The organism is Rhodovulum sp. P5, from assembly GCF_002079305.1.
Classification (GTDB): domain Bacteria; phylum Pseudomonadota; class Alphaproteobacteria; order Rhodobacterales; family Rhodobacteraceae; genus Rhodovulum.
The window spans coordinates 731156-754298 of the sequence record NZ_CP015039.1 but is presented as its reverse complement, the minus strand read 5'-3'; the positions used below and the strand labels follow the sequence as shown (position 1 = coordinate 754298).

The following is a 23143-nucleotide window of genomic DNA, read 5'->3' as shown; positions in this document are numbered from 1 at the left end:
TCAGTCCGCGTCCGGCGAAAGGTCAGGACGACTGGCCCCGATCCGCCGGCATCGTCTCGATCCAATGGCCGGCGATATCCCCGGCACGGGCAAGCCAGATGCCGTCCCTTGCGCTTGCGATCCGGGTCAGGGCGCGCCGCAGGTGGCGCAGCCGGAACGGTTGCCCGACGATGTAGGGATGAAGCGCGATCCCCATAACAAGGCTTTGCTGCGCGGACTGTTCCAGCATCTCGTCGAAGGTATCGACGATCATGTCGGCGAAGTCTGACGCGCTGTCCTTTCGCGCGACGATGGCGGGGATGTCGTTCACTTCCTGCGGGTATGGCAGGCTGAGAAGCGGCCCGGCCCGCGTCGTCATCCAGACCGGCTGATCGTCCATGCACCAGTTGAGCGTATAGCGGTACCCCGCCTCGGCCAGCAGATCGGGGGTAACGGCGCTTTCGGCGATCCACGGGCTAAGCCACCCCTTGGGTGCCATACCTTCCGCGGTGCGGATGGTGTCCGTGGCCTCGGCGATCATGGCGCGCTCCTCGGCCTCGGACATCGTGCTTTGCCGTTCGGAGTTGGTGCGCCCGTGGCCCGCGACCTCGTCCCCCCGGGCCCGGAATGCGGCCATCAACTCGGGCGCGTAGCCATACATCGCGCTGTTGGCCAGCACCGTCACCGGGAACGAAAGCGCGTCGAACATCTCAAGCATGCGCCAGGCCCCGACCCGGTTTCCATAGTCGCGCCAGGCATAGTTCAGAACATCGGGGGGCGGCCCGCCCGGGGCGAGTTCGGCGCCAAGCCCCTCACCGAATGCGAAATGTTCGAGGTTCAGCCCGACATAGACCGCAAGCCTTTTGCCGCCGGGCCAGACGATATCGGGGCGCCGGGTGATCGGCACATAATCGTAGCGCCCGTGCCCCGGCAGGGTCATAGGGGCGCCTCTGCCAGACCGGCGCGGTGCAGCAGGATCTCGGCACTGTCGTTCCAGACCTGGGTTTCGCGGATCAGCCCGTCTTTCAGCACGAAGATGTCGATATAGCGATTGGTCTCGAACGGCGTGCCATCGGGCCATTCGCCGTAAAGATACCCGGTATTGTAGACGCGCACCTCGCCCGTTTCATCGTCGATGGCCGCATCGGTGCGCAGGAACCGCTTTTTCACCCACTTGTAGCGCCTGGCGTTGAACGCGGCGGAGTCCGCCGGCGAAGAAAACCGCCGCCCCCCGGTAAAGATCATGCGGAAATCCGGGGCGACATGGCGGGCCGCGCCCTCCGGATCGGGGACCATCGACAATTCAAGGTAGCGTTCGACCGTTGTCTTGGCGTCGCTGATGGGGTCGTTTGGCATCCTGGCGGACCTTTCTGTCAACCGTGACCGCGGATTTCGGTGAAAGCCCGGGTCGGAAATGCGACCACCGCTGTGATGGTTGCAAGCGGCGCATCGCTTCGGTCTTCCTGCCCGCGCTCACCGATCGGGCCGTCTGGCTTCAGTCGTAGGGCAAGACGGTCTTCGACGCCATAATGTGGGTCCGACATCGGTTCGGGGCGGCCGTCATCGCGATGGATGGCGCCAAATATGGCAGAAAAGATGCGGCCATGCACGTTCTGAACCCTCGGCCCTGCCTTCCGCCCCTTTTCCAAACCGGGTCTTTCTTCTGTCCTTGGTCCGGGTTTTCCCCGGGGTTTGGCGATTGGAAAGTGGCTGAATTGCCCTTGTTTTTCCAAATTTCGGCCGGGAAGCGGCGATAGGCTGTGTCAACTCAATCCATCACGTCGCCGTCTGTCGAGGGCTCGATCCCCTTGTGCGCGGAGGTCGGTTTCGCGGGTCAACGAGCATGAAGAACGAGTCCGAGCGTCCCCTGGAAATCGTCGATCGATCCGGCTGGCGGGCGCTGTTGCGGGATATGGAGGCCGATGGCGAGCCGGTTCCGGGGCTGTCGCACAAGGTCGATCTGCGCAGCAGCGGCGAGCATGACATCGCCGCGGGCAAGGCGGCGACCTTTGCGGCGCTGTCGGGCACGGTGCGGTACGACTTTGCGCCGCTGGGCGATCTGCTGGCAGAGGATGACGCGACGGGCCCGTTGCGGGTGGCCGCGCCCGATATCGGCAACGCCACGCTCGAGCTGGTCTCGATGCCCGCCGCGGGGGGCGACGCGGGCGCCCCCGACCGGGTCATCGAGGTCGACTGGACCGATGTGGCAAGCTTTTCCGTCACGGGCGGCACGGCGCTCCCCGACACCGTGACCGTCCTGGCGGAGTCGGGCGACAGCCTGCTGTCGACGCTTTTCCACGGCGACGGGGGCGGATCGACCAGCGGTGGTGGCAGCCTCGCCTATCGGGTGCCGCTGCAGGATGTCGACGGGGTCGCGGGGCCCGGCGGCACGGCGCGCCCGTCCGAGGAGGCGCTGAACCACGCCCCCACCGATATCGCGCTGTCGGCCAGTTCGGTGGCCGAGAATGACGCGGGCGCCACGGTCGGCACCCTGACCGTCACCGATCCCGACAGGTTCGACAGTGTCACCTGGGCGGTGGACGATCCGCGGTTCGAGGTCGTCGGCGATGCCCTGAAGCTGAAACCCGGCGAAAGCCTCGACTACGAGGCCGGCGCCGTGACCGTGACGATCACCGCTACCGACGCCGCGGGGGAGAGTTACGACGAGGCCTTCACCATCACGGTGGAGGACATGGCCGAGGATCTGCGCCTGTCCGACACCGGCACGGTCTTCCGGGACACCGGCGTGGCGGAGAACTCGATCACCGGGGGCAGCGGGGATGACACGATCATCGCCCATGACGACGGCGGCGACCTGGATGGCGGCGCCGGGGCCGACAGCCTCGTGGGCGGGGCGGGCGACGATACGCTGACCGGCGGGGCAGGCGATGATACGCTGATCGGCGCCGGCGGCAGCGACACCGCGATCTTCTCCGGCGACCGGGACCAGTACACCATCACCGACAACGGTGACGGGACCTATACGGTGGACGGACCCGACGGGACCGACATCATCACGGATGTGGAATGGCTCGACTTCGGTGACGGGACACGCGCCCTCGATGACGCGCTCAACCACGCGCCGACCGACATCGCGCTCTCGGCCAGTTCGGTGACCGAGAACGACGCGGGCGCCACGGTGGGTACCCTGACCGTCACCGATCCCGACAGTTGGGACAGCGTCAGCTGGTCGGTCGACGATGCCCGGTTCGAGGTCGTGGGCGACACGCTGAAGCTGAAGGCCGGGGACAGCCTCGATTACGAGGCCGGGAACGTCACCGTCACGGTCACCGCCACGGACGGCGAGGGCGCGACCTATGACGAGGCCTTCACGATCACCGTGGGGGATGTCGCCGAAGACCTGACGCTCGCCGATGGCGGGGTCAGCTTCACCGATGCGGGCGTGGCGGAGACAAGCATCACCGGCGGCACCGGCGCCGACACGATCACCGCCCATGGCGATGGCGGGGACCTTTCGGGCGGCGACGGGGCGGACAGCCTGACCGGGGCGGCGGGCGACGACACGCTGACCGGCGGGGCCGGGGATGACACCCTGATCGGCGCGGGCGGCAGCGACAGCGCGATCTTCTCGGGCAATCGCGACGCCTACACGATCACCGACAATGGTGACGGCACCTATACGGTCGACGGGCCGGATGGCACGGATCTGATCTCCGGCATCGAAACGCTGGTCTTCGACGATGGCAGCCATGCCTTGGCCGACGCGCTCAACCACGCCCCGACCGACATCGCGCTCTCGGCCAGCAACGTCACCGAGAACGACGCCGGCGCCACGGTCGGCACCCTGACCGTCACCGACCCCGACAGCTGGGACAGCGTCGCCTGGTCGGTCGACGATGCCCGGTTCGAGGTCGTGGGCGACACGCTGAAGCTGAAGGCCGGGGACAGCCTGGATTACGAGGCCGGCAATGTCACCGTCACGGTCACCGCGACGGACAGCGAAGGCGCGACCTATGACGAGGCCTTCACGATCACCGTGGGCGACGTGGCCGAGGATATCACGCTGGCCGATGGCGGGGTCAGCTTCACCGACGCGGGCGTGGCGGAGACCTCGATCACCGGCGGCACCGGCGACGACACGATCACCGCCCATGGCGATGGTGGGGACCTTTCGGGCGGCGCGGGCGTGGACAGCCTGATCGGCGCGGCGGGCGACGATACCCTGACCGGCGGGGCCGGGGACGACACGCTGATCGGCGCGGGCGGGTCCGACACCGCGATCTTCTCGGGCAATCGCGACGCCTACACGATCACCGACAACGGCGACGGGACCTACACGGTCGACGGGCCGGACGGCACGGATCTCATCTCCGGCATCGAGACGCTGGTCTTCGACGATGGCAGCCATGCCTTGGCGGACGCGCTCAACCACGCCCCGACCGACATCGCGCTGTCGGCCAGCAGCGTGACCGAGAACGATGCCGGAGCCAGCATCGGCACCCTGACCGTCACCGATCCCGACAGCTGGGACAGCGTCGCCTGGTCGGTCGACGACGCGCGGTTCGAGGTCGTCGGCGACACGCTGAAGCTGAAGGCCGGGGACAGCCTGGATTACGAGGCCGGCAATGTCACCGTCACGGTCACCGCGACCGATGGCGAGGGCGCAACGTACGACGAGGCCTTCACGATCACCGTGGGGGACGTGGCGGAGGATATCGCGCTGGCCGATGGCGGGGTCAGCTTCACCGACGCGGGCGTGGCGGAGACCTCGATCACCGGCGGCACCGGCGACGACACGATCACCGCCCATGGCGATGGTGGGGACCTTTCGGGCGGCGCGGGCGTGGACAGCCTGATCGGCGCGGCGGGCGACGATACCCTGACCGGCGGGGCCGGGGACGACACGCTGATCGGCGCGGGCGGGTCCGACAGTGCGATCTTCTCGGGCAACAGGGACGCCTACACGATCACCGACAATGGCGACGGGACCTATACCGTCGACGGGCCGGACGGCACGGATCTCATCTCCGGCATCGAGACGCTGGTCTTCGACGATGGCAGCCATGCCTTGGCGGATGCGCTCAACCACGCGCCGACCGATATCGCGCTCTCGGCCAGCAGTGTGACCGAGAACGACGCCGGCGCGACGGTCGGCACGCTCACCGTCACCGATCCCGACAGTTGGGACAGCGTCGCCTGGTCGGTCGACGATGCGCGCTTCGAGGTCGTCGGCGACACGCTGAAGCTGAAGGCCGGGGACAGCCTGGATTACGAGGCTGGCAATGTCACCGTCACGGTCACCGCCACGGACGGCGAGGGCGCGACCTATGACGAGGCCTTCACCATCACCGTGGGGGACGTCGCCGAGGATATCGCGCTCGCCGATGGGGGCGTCAGCTTCACCGATGCGGGGGTGGCGGAGACCTCGATCACCGGCGGCACGGGCGACGACACGATCACCGCCCATGCGGATGGCGGGGACCTTTCGGGCGGCGCCGGGGCGGACAGCCTGACCGGGGCGGCGGGCGACGACACGCTGACCGGCGGGGCCGGGGATGACACCCTGATCGGCGCGGGCGGCAGCGACAGCGCGATCTTCTCGGGCGACCGGGACGCCTACACGATCACCGACAACGGCGACGGGACCTATACGGTGGACGGCCCGGACGGCACGGATCTCATCTCCGGGATCGAAACGCTGGTCTTCGACGATGGCAGCCATGCCTTGGCCGACGCGCTCAACCACGCCCCGACCGACATCGCGCTCTCGGCCAGCAGCGTGACGGAGAACGACGCCGGCGCCACGGTCGGCACCCTGACCGTCACCGATCCCGACAGCTGGGACAGCGTCGCCTGGTCGGTCGACGACGCGCGGTTCGAGGTCGTCGGCGACACGCTGAAGCTGAAGGCCGGGGACAGCCTGGATTACGAGGCCGGCAATGTCACCGTCACGGTCACCGCGACCGATGGCGAGGGCGCAACGTACGACGAGGCCTTCACGATCACCGTGGGGGACGTGGCGGAGGATATCGCGCTGGCCGATGGCGGGGTCAGCTTCACCGACGCGGGCGTGGCGGAGACCTCGATCACCGGCGGCACCGGCGACGACACGATCACCGCCCATGGCGATGGTGGGGACCTTTCGGGCGGCGCGGGCGTGGACAGCCTGATCGGCGCGGCGGGCGATGACACGCTGACCGGCGGGGCCGGGGACGACACCCTGATCGGCGCGGGCGGCAGTGACACGGCGATCTTCTCGGGCGACCGGGACCAGTACACCATCACGGACAACGGCGACGGGACCTATACCGTCGACGGGCCGGACGGCACGGATCTCATCTCCGGCATCGAGACGCTGGTCTTCGACGATGGCAGCCATGCCTTGGCGGATGCGCTCAACCACGCGCCGACCGATATCGCGCTCTCGGCCAGCAGTGTGACCGAGAACGACGCCGGCGCGACGGTCGGCACGCTCACCGTCACCGATCCCGACAGTTGGGACAGCGTCGCCTGGTCGGTCGACGATGCGCGCTTCGAGGTCGTCGGCGACACGCTGAAGCTGAAGGCCGGGGACAGCCTGGATTACGAGGCTGGCAATGTCACCGTCACGGTCACCGCCACGGACGGCGAGGGCGCGACCTATGACGAGGCCTTCACCATCACCGTGGGGGACGTCGCCGAGGATATCGCGCTCGCCGATGGGGGCGTCAGCTTCACCGATGCGGGCGTGGCGGAGACCTCCATCACCGGCGGCACCGGCGATGACACGATCACGGCCCATGACGATGGCGGCGATCTTGACGGCGGGCCGGGGCGGACAGTCTGACCGGCGCGGGTGGCGACGATACCCTGACCGGCGGCGCGGGCGATGACACGCTGATCGGCGCCGGCGGCAGCGACAGCGCGATCTTCTCGGGCGACCGGGACCAGTACACCATCACCGACAACGGTGACGGGACCTACACGGTCGACGGCCCCGACGGCACGGATCTCATCTCCGGCATCGAGACGCTCGTCTTCGACGATGGCAGCCACGCGCTCGCCGACGCGCTCAACCACGCGCCGACGGATATCGCGCTCTCGGCCAGCAGCGTCACCGAGAACGACGCGGGCGCGACGGTCGGCACCCTGACCGTCACCGATCCCGACAGTTGGGACAGCGTCAGCTGGTCGGTCGACGATGCCCGGTTCGAGGTCGTGGGCGACACGCTGAAGCTGAAGGCCGGGGACAGCCTCGATTACGAGGCCGGGAACGTCACCGTCACGGTCACCGCGACGGACGGCGAGGGGGCAACGTACGACGAGGCCTTCACGATCACCGTGGGCGACGTGGCGGAGGATATCGCGCTGGCCGATGGCGGGGTGAGCTTCACCGATGCGGGCGTGGCGGAGACCTCCATCACCGGCGGCACCGGCGATGACACGATCACGGCCCATGCGGATGGCGGGGACCTTTCGGGCGGGCCGGGGCCGACAGCCTTGTGGGGGCCGCGGGCGACGACACCCTCACCGGCGGGGCCGGGGACGACACGCTGATCGGCGCGGGCGGCAGTGACACCGCGATCTTCTCGGGCGACCGGGACGCCTACACCATCACCGACAATGGCGACGGGACCTACACCGTCGACGGGCCGGACGGCACGGATCTCATCTCCGGCATCGAGACGCTGGTCTTCGACGATGGCAGCCACGCCTTGGCCGACGCGCTCAACCACGCGCCGACCGATATCGCGCTCTCGGCCAGTTCGGTGACCGAGAACGACGCGGGTGCCACGGTCGGCACCCTGACCGTCACCGATCCCGACAGTTGGGACAGCGTCAGCTGGTCGGTCGACGACGCGCGCTTCGAGGTCGTGGGCGACACGCTGAAGCTGAAGGCCGGGGACAGCCTGGACTACGAGGCCGGGAACGTCACCGTCACGGTGACCGCGACCGATGGTGAGGGCGCCAGTTATGACGAGGCATTCACGATCACCGTGGGCGATGTTGCCGAGGATATCGCGCTCGCCGATGGGGGCGTGGCTTTCTCCGACGCTGGCGTGGCGGAGACCTCCATCACCGGGGGCACCGGCGCCGACACGATCACCGCCCATGGCGATGGCGGGGACCTTTCGGGCGGCGACGGGGCGGACAGCCTGGTCGGCGCCGCGGGCGACGACACGCTGACGGGCGGGTCGGGCGATGATACGCTGATCGGCGCGGGCGGGACGGACACCGCGATCTTCTCGGGCAACCGGGACGCCTACACCATCACCGACAACGGCGACGGCACCTACACGGTGGACGGGCCGGACGGCACGGATCTCATCTCCGGCATCGAAACGCTGGTCTTCGACGATGGCAGCCATGCGCTCGCCGATGCGCTCAACCACGCCCCGACGGATATCGCGCTCTCGGCCAGCAGCGTGACGGAGAACGACGCCGGCGCCACGGTCGGCACCCTGACCGTCACCGATCCCGACAGCTGGGACAGCGTCGCCTGGTCGGTCGACGACGCGCGGTTCGAGGTCGTCGGCGACACGCTGAAGCTGAAGGCCGGGGACAGCCTGGATTACGAGGCCGGCAATGTCACCGTCACGGTCACCGCGACGGACGGCGAGGGCGCGACCTATGACGAGGCCTTCACGATCACCGTGGGCGATGTGGCCGAAGACCTGACGCTCGCCGATGGGGGCGTCAGCTTCACCGACGCGGGCGTGGCGGAGACGAGCATCACCGGCGGCACCGGCGACGACACGATCACCGCCCATGGCGATGGTGGGGACCTTTCGGGCGGCGCGGGCGTGGACAGCCTGATCGGCGCGGCGGGCGACGATACGCTGACCGGCGGGTCGGGCGATGATACGCTGATCGGCGCGGGCGGCAGTGACACGGCGATCTTCTCGGGCGACCGGGACCAGTACACCATCACCGACAATGGCGACGGGACCTACACCGTCGACGGGCCGGACGGCACCGACCTGATCTCCGGCATTGAGACGCTGGTCTTCGACGATGGCAGCCACGCCTTGGCGGACGCGCTCAACCACGCCCCGACGGATATCGCTCTGTCGGCCAGCAGCGTGACCGAGAACGACGCGGGCGCCACGGTCGGCACGCTCACCGTCACCGATCCCGACAGCTGGGACAGTGTGACCTGGTCGGTCGACGATGCCCGCTTCGAGGTCGTGGGCGACACGCTGAAGCTGAAGGCCGGGGACAGCCTCGATTACGAGGCTGGCAACGTCACCGTCACGGTCACCGCGACCGATGGCGAAGGCGCGACATATGACGAGGCCTTCACGATCACCGTGGGCGACGTCGCCGAAGACCTGACGCTCGCCGATGGGGGTGTCGCCTTCACCGATGCGGGCGTGGCGGAGACCTCCATCACCGGCGGCACCGGCGCCGACACGATCACCGCCCATGACGATGGCGGGGACATCGCGGGCGGGGCCGGGGCGGACAGTCTGATCGGCGCCGCGGGCGACGACACGCTGACCGGCGGGGCCGGGGATGACACCCTGATCGGCGCGGGCGGCAGCGACACGGCGATCTTCTCGGGCAATCGCGACGCCTACACGATCACCGACAATGGCGACGGGACCTATACCGTCGACGGCCCGGACGGGACCGACCTGGTCTCGGGCATCGAGACGCTCGTCTTCGACGATGGCAGCCACGCGCTCGCCGACGCGCTCAACCACGCCCCGACCGACATCGCGCTCTCGGCCAGCAGCGTGACGGAGAACGACGCCGGCGCGACGGTCGGCACCCTGACCGTCACCGATCCCGACAGTTGGGACAGCGTCGCCTGGTCGGTCGACGATGCCCGGTTCGAGGTCGTGGGCGACACGCTGAAGCTGAAGGCCGGGGACAGCCTGGACTACGAGGCCGGGAACGTCACCGTCACGGTCACCGCGACCGACGGCGAAGGCGTAACCTATGACGAGGCCTTCACGATCACCGTGGGCGACGTGGCCGAAGACCTGGCGCTCGCCGATGGGGGCGTGGTCTTCACCGATGCGGGCGTGGCGGAGACCTCGATCACCGGCGGCACGGGCGATGACACGATCACCGCCCATGCGGATGGCGGGGACATCGACGGCGGGGCGGGCGCGGACAGCCTTGTGGGCGCGGCGGGCGACGATACGCTCACCGGCGGCGCGGGCGATGACACCCTGATCGGCGCGGGCGGCAGTGACACCGCGATCTTCTCGGGCAATCGCGACGCCTACACGATCACCGACAATGGCGACGGGACCTACACGGTGGACGGGCCGGACGGCACGGATCTCATCTCCGGCATCGAAACGCTGGTCTTCGACGATGGCAGCCACGCGCTGGCCGATGCGATCAACCACGCCCCGACGGATATCGCGCTCTCGGCCAGCAGCGTGACGGAGAACGACGCGGGCGCGACGGTCGGCACCCTGACCGTCACCGATCCCGACAGCTGGGACAGCGTCAGCTGGTCGGTGGACGACGCGCGCTTCGAGGTCGTCGGCAATACGCTGAAGCTGAAGGCCGGCGACAGCCTGGATTACGAGGCCGGCAACGTCACCGTCACGGTCACCGCGACGGACAGCGAAGGCGCGACCTATGACGAGGCCTTCACGATCACCGTGGGCGACGTGGCCGAGGATATCACGCTCGCCGATGGGGGCGTCAGCTTCACCGATGCGGGCGTGGCGGAGACCTCGATCACCGGGGGCACCGGGGATGACACGATCACCGCCCATGCGGATGGCGGGGACCTTTCGGGCGGCGCCGGGGCCGACAGCCTTGTGGGCGCCGCGGGCGACGATACGCTCACCGGCGGCGCCGGGGACGACACGCTTGAGGGCGCGGGCGGGTCCGACACCGCGATCTTCTCGGGCAATCGCGACGCCTACACGATCACCGACAACGGCGACGGGACCTACACGGTCGACGGGCCGGACGGCACGGATCTCATCTCCGGCATCGAGACGCTGGTCTTCGACGATGGCAGCCATGCCTTGGCGGACGCGCTCAACCACGCCCCGACCGACATCGCGCTGTCGGCCAGCAGCGTGACCGAGAACGATGCCGGAGCCAGCATCGGCACCCTGACCGTCACCGATCCCGACAGTTGGGACAGCGTCGCCTGGTCGGTGGACGATGCCCGGTTCGAGGTCGTCGGCGACACGCTGAAGCTGAAGGCCGGGGACAGCCTGGACTACGAGGCCGGCAATGTCACCGTGACGGTCACCGCGACCGATGGCGAGGGCGCGACCTATGACGAGGCGTTCACGATCACCGTGGGGGACGTGGCCGAAGACCTGACGCTCGCCGATGGGGGCGTGGCCTTCACCGACATCGGGGTCGCAGAGACGAGCATCACGGGCGGCACCGGGGATGACACGATCACGGCCCATGCCGATGGCGGGGACATCGACGGCGGCGCCGGGGCGGACAGCCTGATCGGCGCGGCGGGCGACGACACGCTGACGGGTGGCGCGGGCGATGACACCCTGATCGGCGCGGGCGGCAGTGACAGTGCGATCTTCTCGGGCGACCGGGACGCCTACACCATCACCGACAATGGCGACGGCACCTACACCGTCGACGGTCCGGACGGGACCGACCTGGTCTCCGGCATCGAGACGCTGGTCTTCGACGATGGCAGCCACGCGCTGGCGGACGCGCTCAACCATGCCCCGACCGACATCGCGCTCTCGGCCAGTTCCGTGACCGAGAACGACGCCGGCGCCCCGGTCGGCGCCCTGACCGTGACCGACCCCGACAGCTGGGACAGCGTGAGCTGGTCGGTCGACGATGCGCGCTTCGAGGTCGTGGGCGACACGCTGAAGCTGAAGGCCGGGGACAGCCTGGATTACGAGGCCGGCAATGTCACCGTCACGGTCACCGCGACCGATGGCGAGGGCGCGACATACGACGAGGCCTTCACGATCACCGTGGGCGACGTGGCCGAAGACCTGGCACTCGCCGATGGGGGCGTGGTCTTCACCGACGCGGGCGTGGCGGAGACGAGCATCACCGGCGGCACCGGCGACGACACGATCACCGCCCATGCCGATGGCGGGGACATCGACGGCGGCGCTGGCGCCGACAGCCTGGTCGGCGCGGCGGGCGACGATACACTCACCGGCGGCGCGGGTGATGATACCATCGCGGGGGGGGATGGGACGGACACCGCGATCTTCTCGGGCAATCGCGACGCCTACACGATCACCGACAATGGCGACGGGACCTACACCGTCGACGGCCCGGACGGGACCGACCTGATCTCGGGCATCGAAACGCTGGTCTTCGACGACGGCAGCCATGCGCTCGCCGATGCGCTCAACCACGCCCCGACGGACATCGCGCTCTCGGCCAGTTCGGTGACGGAAAATGACGCGGGCGCCACTGTCGGCACCCTGACCGTCACCGATCCCGACAGTTGGGACAGCGTTGCCTGGTCGGTCGACGATGCCCGGTTCGAGGTCGTGGGCGACACGCTGAAGCTGAAGGCCGGCGACAGCCTGGACTACGAGGCCGGCAATGTCACCGTCACGGTCACCGCGACCGATGGCGAAGGCGCAACCTATGACGAGGCCTTCACGATCACCGTGGGCGACGTGGCCGAAGACCTGGCACTCGCCGATGGGGGCGTGGTCTTCACCGATGCGGGCGTGGCGGAGACCTCCATCACCGGGGGCACCGGCGACGACACGATCACCGCCCATGCGGATGGCGGGGACATCGACGGCGGGGCCGGGGCGGACAGCCTTGTGGGCGCCGCGGGCGACGACACCCTGACCGGCGGGGCCGGGGACGACACGCTGATCGGCGCGGGCGGCAGTGACACCGCGATCTTCTCGGGCAACCGGGACCAGTACACGATCACCGACAACGGCGACGGGACCTACACCGTCGACGGGCCGGACGGGACCGATCTGGTCTCGGGCATCGAAACGCTGGTCTTCGACGATGGCAGCCACGCGCTGGCGGACGCGCTCAACCACGCGCCGACCGACATCGCGCTGTCGGCCAGCAGCGTCACCGAGAACGACGCGGGCGCGACGGTCGGCACCCTGACCGTCACCGATCCCGACAGCTGGGACAGCGTCGCCTGGTCGGTCGACGATGCCCGCTTCGAGGTCGTCGGCGACACGCTGAAGCTGAAGGATACCGAAAGCTTCGATTACGAGACCGATCCCGGCACCGTGACGGTCACGGTCACCGCCACGGATGGGGAGGGTGCGACCTATGACGAATCCTTCACCATCACCCTGGAGGACGCGGCGGAGGTCTTGACCGTCGATGCCAGCGCAACCGCCTTCACCGATGCGGGCGTGACGGAATTGTCGATCACCGGCGACACCGGGGATGACACGATTGTCGGCAGTGACGGCGATGACAACCTGTACGGGGCGTCGGGCGACGACTCCCTTGTCGGGGGCACGGGGGACGACGTGCTGGACGGCGCCGATCCGGGCCGCGCGGCCGGGGCCCATGCGCTTGACGGCTTTACCTTCGACTATTCCGAGATCTCGGCGGGTGGCGGGCAGAACGTCGCTGTCGGGGACTACGTGGTCTATGACAATGTCGGCGTGACCGATGACGGCATCACGGTACAGGCCAAGATCACGCTGGTGTCGATCTCGGATCCGGACATGAAGGTCGACCTTGGCAATGCCAGCGGGTTCCAGGTCTATCTGAACCGGAACAACCAGAGCGATGCCGGGGAAACGGCCGAGATCCTGATCGAGTTTTTCGACCAGGACACGGGCGAGGTGGTCAAGCTCGACAGTGCGTTCACCTTCAAGGATATCGACGATCCGGAAGAGTCGGTCACCATCTCGAAGGAGGCCGCCACGACGGTTTCCGTTTCGAAATCGCCGGCGACGGAAATCTCGGTGACCGATCTGGGCGATGATTTCCAGATCAGCAGCCCCGGGGCGACCGGCGGTCTGGGCGTGGACGAGGAATACTGGGCGACGGTCAGCTTCGACGGCCTGACCTCGATGGCGATGACGGTGACCAGCCGGGGCGGCGGCACCGGCTATGCCTTCGAGACCGATGAGTTTTCGGCCCCGGTCGAAATGATCTCGGTCACCAATGGCGGGGCCGATACGCTGGAAGGGGGCGACGACAACGATACGCTGACCGGGGGCGTCGGCAACGACGTGATCTATGGTGGCGCGGGCCTTGATACGGCTGTCTATAGCGGCGATCTGAGCGATTACGACCTTGTCGATCTGGGCGGTGGCGCGATGCAGATCACCGACCTTCGCGCCATTGGCGGCGACAACGAAGGGACGGACATGGTCTATGATGTCGAAACCTTCGTCTTCAACGGCACATCTTACGTTTTGGCCGATATCAGTGCCGAGGCGGCGGCGCTTGCCGCGGCCAACCCGATCGATGCCGAGGCGGGAACAGGGTCGGTGTACGAAGACGCCGTTGCGGGGACCATCGCCGTCACCGTGTCGACCACCGGCGAAAATGGCGAGGCGACGAGCTATTTCTTCACCGATGCGGGCGGCACCGCGATCACGGTGGATGATTTCGAGTTCGTGGGCGCCGAGATCTGGGTCAAGGCGGGCGCGACCCTCGATTACGAGACGGCGAGCAGCCAGACCTATTACTTCCGCGGCACCGACGGGATTTCCTATACACCGGTCACGACGGTGACGATCGGGATCGACGATGTCGCCGAGGATATCACGCTGGCCGATGGCGGGGTGAATTTCACCGACACCGGGGTGGCGGAGACCTCGATCACCGGCGGCACGGGCAACGACACCATCACGGCCCACGCGGATGGCGGCGACATCGACGGCGGCGCGGGGGCCGACAGCATCATCGGCGGCGCCGGGGTCGACACGCTTGTCGGGGGATCGGGGAACGACACCATCGAGGGCGGCGACGGCGATGACACGATCGACGGCGGCACCGGCAACGACTCCATCGCCGGTGGTGCAGGCGACGATCGGTTCGAATTCTCGGGGGCGTGGGGCGTCGATACCGTCTTTGGCGATGAATGGGACGGGACCGGCACCGGCGACAACGATGTCCTCGACTTCAGTGCGATCACCTCGTCGGTCAATGTCGCCTTCACCTTCTCGGAAGACGGCACCGCAACGTCGGGCGCCAACAGCGTCACCTTCGAGAATATCGAGGGCATCATCGGCGGTACGGCGAACGACACCATCGATGCCACCGCCGACATCTCGGGCCTGTATCTGGATGGCGGCGACGGGGCGGACTCGATCCTCGGCGGGGATGAAGACGACACGATCTATGGCGGCGCGGGCAACGACACGATCTTCTTCTTCGAAGGGGACAATGTCGTCTATGGCGGTGACGGCGACGACAGCCTTGATGACGAAGGCTTGGTTCACGACTCCGGCAACGACTATATCGACGCCGGCACCGGGAACGACACGGTTTACAGCGGCTACGGCATGGACACGATCATCGGCGGGACCGGCAACGATGCCATGTACGGCGAAGAGGACGAGGACACGTTCATCATCGAGAACGGCTTCGGCTTCGACACCATTCGGGGCGGCGAAAGCGTATCGACCGGGACGGATTGGGACGTGATCGATGCCTCTGCGGTGACGGACGACCTGACCGTGTCGTTCAGCAACGATACCGACGGCACGCTTACCGATGGGTCTTCCTCGGCCAGCTTCTACGGGATGGAGGCACTCCGGCTTGGGTCGGGTGACGACGTCTTCAATGGCAATGCCAATACGACCGGGGTCGATATCTCGGGCGGGGATGGCAACGATACGATCAACGGTGCCTCGGGCGACGACACGATCGATGGGGGCAGCGGATCCGACGTTCTGTCGGGCGGCGATGGATCGGACGTCTTCTATGCGATGGCCGCGATGGGCGACGACACCATCGCTGGCGGCAGCGGCGTAAGCTGGACCGATATCATCGACCTGGGCAGCGCGGGCGGCACCGCCACCGTGTCCGGGCAGGACATCATCGGCGATGGCTGGGTCGCGACGATCGACGGCGGGTCCTCGATCCTAAGTGATTCGGACGGCGTGGCGGTGCTGAGCCAGGATGCCGCGGGTACCATCGTCTTCGACGGGGGCGGAACGGTTTCGTTCACCGGCATCGAACAACTGAACTGGTAAGGCGACGCTGGCGGTCAGCCCATCTGCCGAGGTGTCGGCTGGGCGGCGATCTTCGCGGAAGGAACGATCAGACACCCGGCCGCGGCGCCCGTGATTGGCCGCCCGGTTCTGTCATTTCGCGACGAATTCAAGCACCGCCCCGGCGCATGACGCCGGTGGCACGGCGATCCGTTGTTCGGTCGCGGCGGGTGTCAGGCCGTTCCCCTTCAAGCAGGACGCCGTCTTTTGAAGGTCGCTTGAATAGAGGGAGAGCCCGGCAAAGCCCTCGACACGCAGGCCCGTCAGGTCAAGGCCGGGGAAGCGCGCGGCAAGCGCCGTTGCTGTCAGGCAGGTGATCGGGGCGGAGTTGACGCCGGTTTCGACACGGCAACCGCCCTCGACCCCCGTCACCGATCCATCGGCGAACAGCCGCGCGATCTGCGCCGCGGCCTTGGCGGGATCTGCGCTTGTGGCAAGGATCTCGGCCAATCCGCAGGCGCCGTTCGGATGGGTCAGCAGTTCCGGCAGCCACACGGTGTCGCGCGTCTTGTGCTGGCACATGAAGATCGTGCCGAAGGGAAGCTCGTCGGCGGAAAATGGCAGCGTGGCAAAGGCCGCAGGCGCCGTGCCGCCAGCGGGCAGCGGTACGGGACGTTCGAAATGCCCCACGGTTTCAACGCCGATCCCCATGGCCTCCAGTGCAGTCTTGGCGGCGTCGGCATCGGCGATGCGGCAGGCCACGGCCTGCAGCCCTTCGCCGTCGCGGGCCAGCGCCGCGCGCCGGGCGGCATTGCCTTCGGTCGGGGCCACGATCCCCAGCAATTCCATGTAGTCGTCGGGAAACATGATCGTGTAATTCGCGGTGCCCTTGGCCGCGCTGTGCAGGCCCTTCGGTGACAGGGTGAAGCCGAGGCGGCGATAGGCGTCAGCCGCGCGATCCAGATCCTCTACCAGCAGGAAAACGTGATCGACGCCTTTGACGGGATGTTCCATGGGCTTTCCTCATGTTTCGGATGTGGGCCGGACGACCGGGGCCAAGGTGATTTCATGCACGGCGACATTTGGGTTCATCTCTGCCACGTGCAGGGCGAGGCCGGCCACGTCCTCGGGCTGGATGACCTGGGCGGCGCGTGCGGCGTCGAACCCCGGCCGTTTGGTCAAAAGGGGCGTCGCCACCTCGCCGGGGCAGAGCGCGGTGGAACGGATGCCATTGGCGCCCTCCTGCGCGTTCAGGCTGGCGCTGAGATCGGTCAGCGCGTGCTTGGACGCGCCATAGGGCACGCCCGCGACATCGGCATGGAACCGTCCCGCCCAGGACGAGGTGTGGATCATGACGCCGGATTTCTGGCGCCGCATCGGATCAAGGGCTGCGGCAATCACGTTCAGGGCGCCGGTCAGGTTGGTCGCGATGACCCGGTCCCAGCTTTCCCAATCCAACTGGTCCCAGCGGCGCAGCGGCACGTTCAGCCCGGCATTGTTACACAGCACGTCGATACGGCCCGCCCAGGCGACGATGTCGGCCGCGATGGCCGCTATGCGTGCGCGGTCGGTCACGTCGCCGGGAAAGAGCCGGATTTCTTCCGGTGACCGGTCAAGTTCCGCCGCAACGGCCCGAAGCGCCTCATCCGACCGGGCGGTGAGCGCGACGCAATAGCCGGCGCCGGCAAAGGCATGCGCCATTGCGGCCCCGATCCCCGAGCTTGCCCCGGTGATCCAGGCGCATTTGGTGATGGTCTCTGACACTGATTTCTTCATCCTGTCGGAACGCATTCGCCCCATTCCCCGGCAAAACGAAGCATGAGCAATCGAACTCGCCGGTACAAGCGCGCAATAGTGTTGACGTGCTCCACCGCTTGACGCTTCCTTGAGGCGGGAACTGCACGGCCCCGCCCATCCGGGACGAGAAGGCCGAGACGAAACAACAACGGGGAATGCGACATGAGCAAGCACAGCAACGCAACGCGCGGATGGCTTCTGGTGGGGGCGGCCATTTCGGCACTGGCCGGTGGCATGGCCACGGCGCAGGAGCCGAAGCATGGCGGGACCATCATCGTTCACATGCCGTCCGAGCAGCGGATCCTGAACCCCGCGCTTCGGGCCTCCACCGGTGTGTACAACATCACCGGCAAGATCATGGAGCCCCTGATCGACAAGACCTATGACGGGCCGGTGGGCGTGCTGGCGACCGACTGGTCCACGACCGAGGATGGCCTGCATATCACCGTCACGCTGCGTGAGGGCGTGACCTGGCATGATGGAGAGGCGTTCACCTGCGAAGACGTCGCGTTTTCGGCGATGGAGCTTTGGAAGACCAAGCTCAACTATTCCTCGACCCTGCAACAATACCTGGAATCCGTTGACTGCACAGACGATTACACGGCGGTCTTCAACTATTCGCAGCCGATGCCGCTGAACCTGTTCGTCGCGGCGATGCCCGATCTCGGCCATCCGGTGCCCAAGCACCTGTACGAGGGCACGGATATCATGAAGAACAAGCACAACACCGCCCCCGTCGGGACGGGCCCGTTCAAGTTCGTGGAATACCAGCGCGGCCAGTATGTGATCGCGGAGCGGAACGACACGTATTGGCGGGGCGATGGCTATCCCTATCTCGACCGGATCGTCTGGCGCTTCATTCCCGACAAGTCGGCCGCCGCCGCCGCGATCGAGGCGGGCGAGATCCACGAATCCGGCTTCAACGGTGTCTCGATGGCCGATATCGAGCGGTTCTCGGAGATGAACGGTTTCGATGTCGGCACCAAGGGGTATGAGAACAACGTTGCCCACTCCACCGTCGAGTTCAATCACCGCAACCCGATCCTCGCCGATCTGAAGGTGCGGCAGGCGATCTATCACGGGCTGGATATCGACTATGCGATCGACACGATCATGCGCGGCTTTGCCAAGCCGGGCCGCGGCCCGATCCCGTCTGCGGGTGGCGTGAACTATACCGACGATGTGCCGACCTATCCCTATGATCCGGAACTGGCCAAGCAGATGCTGGACGAGGCGGGCTATCCGGCGGGCGACGATGGCATCCGGTTCAAGCTGCGCCACCGCCCCGCGCCCTGGGGCGAATACACCCAACTGTGGGCGGAGTATTTCGCGCAGGCGATGGGCGAGATCGGCATCGATGTCGAGATCCTGACGAATGATGCGCCGGGCTTCCTGAACGGGGTCTATCGCGACCACGACTTCGACACCGCCAATGGCTGGCACCAGTTCCGGTCCGACCCGGCGGTCTCGACGATGGTCTGGCTGCGCTCCGGCTCACCCGAAGGCACGCCCTGGTCGAACCAGTTCGGCTGGCAGTCCGACGAGATGGACCAGATGATCGATGCCGCGCAGGCGGAGCTTGACCCCGAAAAGCGGGCCGCGCGCTATCACGAGATCCAGGCCAAGGCGATGGCAGAGATCCCGGTCATTTTCGCGATCGAACATCCCTTTATCTCGGTGACCTCGCAAAGGCTGGTGAACCACCACAATACGCCACGGTGGAATTCTTCCAGCTGGTACGATCTCTGGCTCGACCAGTGATCCGCTGATCGGGGCCGGGCGCGTCACGCGCCTGGCCCGCAACCGGACGTGCGCGATGCAACTTTCCCAGGTTCTTTCCTATGCCGTGCGGCGGCTTTTGCAGGCCGTGCCGGTCGTGCTGCTGATCATGGTGGGCACCTTCCTGCTGCTGAAGCTTGCGCCCGGCGACACCGTCGATGCGCTGGTCGGCGACATGGGCGGGGCCGACGCCGCCTATATCGAACAGCTGCGCACCGAATACGGGCTGGACCAGCCGGTCTGGGTGCAGCTCTGGCGGTACATGTCGAAGATCGTGCAGTTCGATTTCGGCTGGTCCTTTGTCTATGAGCAGCCCGTTTCGGCGATTCTGTGGGAACGGCTGGGAACAACGCTGATGCTGATGGGCACATCGCTGTCGCTGGCCTTTTCCATCGGCGTGGCCCTTGGCGCCATCGCCGCGCGGCGGGCCTATTCGCTGACCGACAACGTGATCTCGACCCTGGGGCTGATCTTCTACGCCACGCCCAGCTTCTTCCTGTCGCTGATGATGATCCTGCTTTTTTCGGTCAAACTCGGCTGGCTGCCGGTTGGCGGGCTGAAGACGATCGCGGCCTTCTATACCGGCTGGGATCATGTCTGGGACGTGGCCCTGCACCTGATCATGCCGACCGCGGCGCTGTCGCTGATCTACCTGTCCTTTTACCTTCGGCTGATGCGGGCCAGCGTGCTGGAGGTGGCCGAGCTTGATTTCGTACGCACCGCGCGGGCCAAGGGCGCAGGTGAGGGCCGGCTGATGGTCCATCACATCATGCGCAACGCGCTGCTGCCGGTGGTCACACTGCTGGGGCTGCAATTTTCCACCGTGCTGGGCGGCTCGGTCGTGGTCGAGACGATCTTCGCGCTGCCGGGGCTGGGGCAGCTGGCCTATCAGTCGGTGATCCAGCGCGACATGAACATGCTGATGGGGATCATCTTTCTCTGCGCCATCATCGTGGTCGTGGTGAACTTCCTGACCGACCTGCTTTACGCCCGCCTCGACTCAAGGATCGCGCTTCGATGACCGCCACGACCACCGATCTGCCGGCCGAGGCACCGCGTGCGGCCACGCTTTGGCGGCGCTTTGCGCGCAACCGTGCGGCGCTGTTGGGCCTTGTCCTTTTCGGGGCCGTCCTGCTGATGGCGGCGACGGCCGGTCTGGTCGAACCGGTCGATCCGTTGCGCCGCGCGGGCGATCCGCTGACCAAGCCCTTCACCGACTGGGCCGTGCCGCTGGGGACCGATCAGTTGGGCCGCGATATCCTTGCGGGGCTGTTTCACGGGGCCCGGATATCGCTTCTGGTCGGGGTGCTGGCGACGCTTCTGTCGATTGGCATCGGCGTCATCGTCGGGGCGCTGTCCGGCTTTTTCGGCGGCTGGGTCGATGACGTTCTGATGCGCGTGACCGAGGCGTTCCAGACGATCCCGAACTTCGTCCTGCTGCTGTCGCTGGTGGCGATCCTTGGCTCTTCCATCGAATATATCACGCTGGCCATCGCCATCGTGTCCTGGACCGCGCCCGCGCGGATGGTCCGGGCGGAGTTCATGTCGTTGCGCCACCGAGAATTCGTCGACGCCGCGCGCAATCTCGGGGTCTCGAACGGCGCGCTGATCTTTCGCGAGATCCTGCCCAACGCGATGCCGCCGGTGATCGTCTACGCCTCGGTCATCATGGCGCTGTCGATCCTGCTGGAAAGCGCGCTGGCCTTTCTGGGGCTGGGCGATCCGAACTTTGCAAGCTGGGGCAACATGATCGGGCAGGGCCGCGCCGTGCTGCGCACCGACTGGTACTGTGCGGCCTTGCCCGGCATCGCCATCGTCCTGACGGTTCTGTCCTTTTCGCTGTTGGGCGAGGGGCTGAACGACGCGCTTAACCCAAGGCAGAAGAAGACATGACCGGGCCGGTTCTCGATATCCGCGACCTGAAGATCGCGCTGCCCAAGGGGGCGGACCGGCCCTTTGCGCTGACCGGGCTGAACCTGACGATGAACCCGGGCGAAATCGTCTGCCTTGTGGGCGAAAGCGGGTCTGGCAAGTCCCTGACCGCGGGGGCGATCATGCGGCTCTTGCCGGAACCCCATGTGCATGTCGCGGGCGGCGCGATCGAGTTCGAGGGGCGGGATCTGCTTGCGCTCAGCGAACGGGAGATGAAGGCGATCCGCGGCGACCGCATTGCCCAGATCTTTCAGGAGCCGATGACCGCGCTCAACCCGCAAAAGACCGTGGGCTGGCAGATTGAAGAGGTGTTGCGCCTGCACACAAAGATGGGCCGCAAGGCGCGCAAGGCCCGGGCGCTGGAAATGCTGAACCTTGTTCACATCCCCGACCCGCCATCGGTCTACAACGCCTATCCGCATCAGGTCTCGGGCGGGCAGCGGCAACGGGTGATGATCGCGATGTCGCTCTGCCTCTCGCCCCGGCTGGTGATCGCGGACGAGCCGACGACCGCGCTCGACGTCACCACGCAGTTGCAGATCCTGAAACTGATCCGCGAATTGCAGGAACAGGAAGGCGCGGGCATCCTCTTCATCACCCATGATTTCGGCGTGGTGGCCGAGATTGCCGACCGGGTGGTGGTGCTCCGGCAGGGGGAAATGGTGGAACATGGGCCGGCGGACGACATCCTGAACGCGCCGCAGCATCCCTATACGCGCGCCCTGATCGCCGCGATCCCCGCGCTGACCCCGCCCGCGCCGCGCGATTTCGGTAATGCGCCGGTGGTTCTGAGGGCCGACGGGCTGACCAAGGCCTTTGCGGCCCGGGGTGGCATGTTCGGCGTCACACGGCGCGCGGTAAAGGCGGTCGATAACCTGTCCTTTGCGCTCCGCCGGGGGGAGACTCTGGGCGTTGTCGGCGAAAGCGGGTCGGGCAAGACCACGGTGTCGCGCATCGTCACCCGGCTGTTGGAGGCCGACAGCGGTGCGGTCGAGGTCGCTGGCAAGGACCTGCTGGCCTGCACGCCGCGCCAGTTGCGCGACATGCGGCGCGACATCCAGATGGTGTTTCAGGACCCGATGGCCTCGCTCAACCCGCGCAAGCGGGTGGAGGACATCATCGCCCAAGGGCCCATCGTGCATGGCGCCGATCCGAAGGCCGCCCGGCAAAAGGCCCGCGATCTGCTGGAACTGGTGGAGCTTTCGCCCGCCGCGGCCACCCGCTATCCGCACGAATTCTCGGGCGGTCAGCGGCAGCGGATCGGGATTGCCCGGGCGCTCGCGATGGAGCCCAAGGTGATCGTGGCGGATGAGCCGGTCTCGGCGCTTGACGTGTCGGTACAGGCGCAGGTGCTGCGATTGCTGGCCGATCTGCGTGACCGGCTGCATCTGTCGCTTCTGTTCGTCACCCACGACCTGCGGGTTGCCGCACAGCTTTGCGACCGGGTGATCGTCATGCAGAAGGGCGAGATCGTGGAAAGCGGCGTGACCGCAGAGCTTTTCGCCGATCCCCGCCATCCCTACACGCAACAGCTTCTGGCCTCGATCCCCGGGCGTGGATGGACCCCGCCGGATCTGAACATCGATGCCGCCTGAAGGAAGGACCCGATGCCTTTGCCATTGAACGCG

General features: G+C 67.0%; 13 protein-coding genes. 7 read left to right on the top strand and 6 right to left on the bottom strand.

From position 1 onward, the window contains the following. Positions 1–22: 22 nt before the first annotated feature. The 3 genes from RGUI_RS03740 to RGUI_RS21825 are packed head-to-tail and all read right to left on the bottom strand — an operon-like array spanning position 23 to position 1589. Entirely contained in the window at positions 23–919 is an 897-nt protein-coding gene (locus RGUI_RS03740) for a polysaccharide deacetylase family protein (RefSeq protein WP_081531821.1), read from the bottom strand. Further along, complete coding sequence (locus RGUI_RS03735; protein ID WP_081531820.1) at positions 916–1335, bottom strand: nuclear transport factor 2 family protein; 420 nt, start codon at positions 1333–1335, stop codon at positions 916–918. Before RGUI_RS03735 ends, RGUI_RS03740 begins: the two co-directional genes overlap by 4 nt. A gap of 17 nt (positions 1336–1352) precedes the next feature. Beyond that, a complete protein-coding gene (locus RGUI_RS21825; RefSeq protein WP_216640096.1) occupies positions 1353–1589 on the bottom strand; it encodes a hypothetical protein in 237 nt (78 codons plus the stop codon). 233 nt (positions 1590–1822) lie between these two features. On the opposite strand from RGUI_RS21825, the gene RGUI_RS03725 reads away from it, so the two are divergent. Continuing rightward, positions 1823–6766, top strand: a complete 4944-nt coding sequence (locus RGUI_RS03725) for an S-layer family protein (RefSeq protein WP_081531818.1) — start codon at positions 1823–1825, stop codon at positions 6764–6766. A 133-nt stretch (positions 6767–6899) separates the two neighbouring features. Here the strand turns inward: RGUI_RS03725 and RGUI_RS22040 are convergent, their stop codons facing one another. After that, complete coding sequence (locus RGUI_RS22040; protein ID WP_081531817.1) at positions 6900–7148, bottom strand: hypothetical protein; 249 nt, start codon at positions 7146–7148, stop codon at positions 6900–6902. On the opposite strand from RGUI_RS22040, the gene RGUI_RS22035 reads away from it, so the two are divergent. Next, complete coding sequence (locus RGUI_RS22035) at positions 7138–7476, top strand: hypothetical protein (protein ID WP_081531816.1); 339 nt, start codon at positions 7138–7140, stop codon at positions 7474–7476. The genes RGUI_RS22040 and RGUI_RS22035 overlap by 11 nt on opposite strands. Further along, a complete protein-coding gene (locus RGUI_RS22425) occupies positions 7422–16049 on the top strand; it encodes a calcium-binding protein (RefSeq protein ID WP_081531815.1) in 8628 nt (2875 codons plus the stop codon). Before RGUI_RS22035 ends, RGUI_RS22425 begins: the two co-directional genes overlap by 55 nt. A 111-nt stretch (positions 16050–16160) precedes the next feature. Here RGUI_RS22425 and RGUI_RS03705 read toward each other — a convergent pair whose 3' ends face one another. Next, on the bottom strand, positions 16161–17021 hold the full coding sequence (locus RGUI_RS03705) for a VOC family protein (RefSeq protein WP_081531814.1): 861 nt from the start codon (positions 17019–17021) through the stop codon (positions 16161–16163). A 9-nt stretch (positions 17022–17030) separates the two neighbouring features. Beyond that, a complete protein-coding gene (locus RGUI_RS03700; protein ID WP_081531813.1) occupies positions 17031–17798 on the bottom strand; it encodes an SDR family oxidoreductase in 768 nt (255 codons plus the stop codon). Positions 17799–17966: 168 nt separating this feature from the next. Between RGUI_RS03700 and RGUI_RS03695 the strand changes: the two genes are divergently transcribed. Genes RGUI_RS03695 through RGUI_RS03680 form a run of 4 tightly spaced genes read left to right on the top strand, consistent with a single transcriptional unit; the run spans position 17967 to position 23110 of the window. Then, entirely contained in the window at positions 17967–19565 is a 1599-nt protein-coding gene (locus RGUI_RS03695) for an ABC transporter substrate-binding protein (RefSeq protein WP_081531812.1), read from the top strand. A 55-nt stretch (positions 19566–19620) separates the two neighbouring features. Beyond that, complete coding sequence (locus RGUI_RS03690; RefSeq protein ID WP_081531811.1) at positions 19621–20604, top strand: ABC transporter permease; 984 nt, start codon at positions 19621–19623, stop codon at positions 20602–20604. Continuing rightward, on the top strand, positions 20601–21476 hold the full coding sequence (locus tag RGUI_RS03685) for an ABC transporter permease (RefSeq protein ID WP_081531810.1): 876 nt from the start codon (positions 20601–20603) through the stop codon (positions 21474–21476). The genes RGUI_RS03690 and RGUI_RS03685 overlap by 4 nt, the downstream gene beginning before the upstream one ends. Beyond that, entirely contained in the window at positions 21473–23110 is a 1638-nt protein-coding gene (locus RGUI_RS03680) for an ABC transporter ATP-binding protein (RefSeq protein WP_081531809.1), read from the top strand. Before RGUI_RS03685 ends, RGUI_RS03680 begins: the two co-directional genes overlap by 4 nt. The last annotated feature ends 33 nt before the right edge of the window (positions 23111–23143 follow it).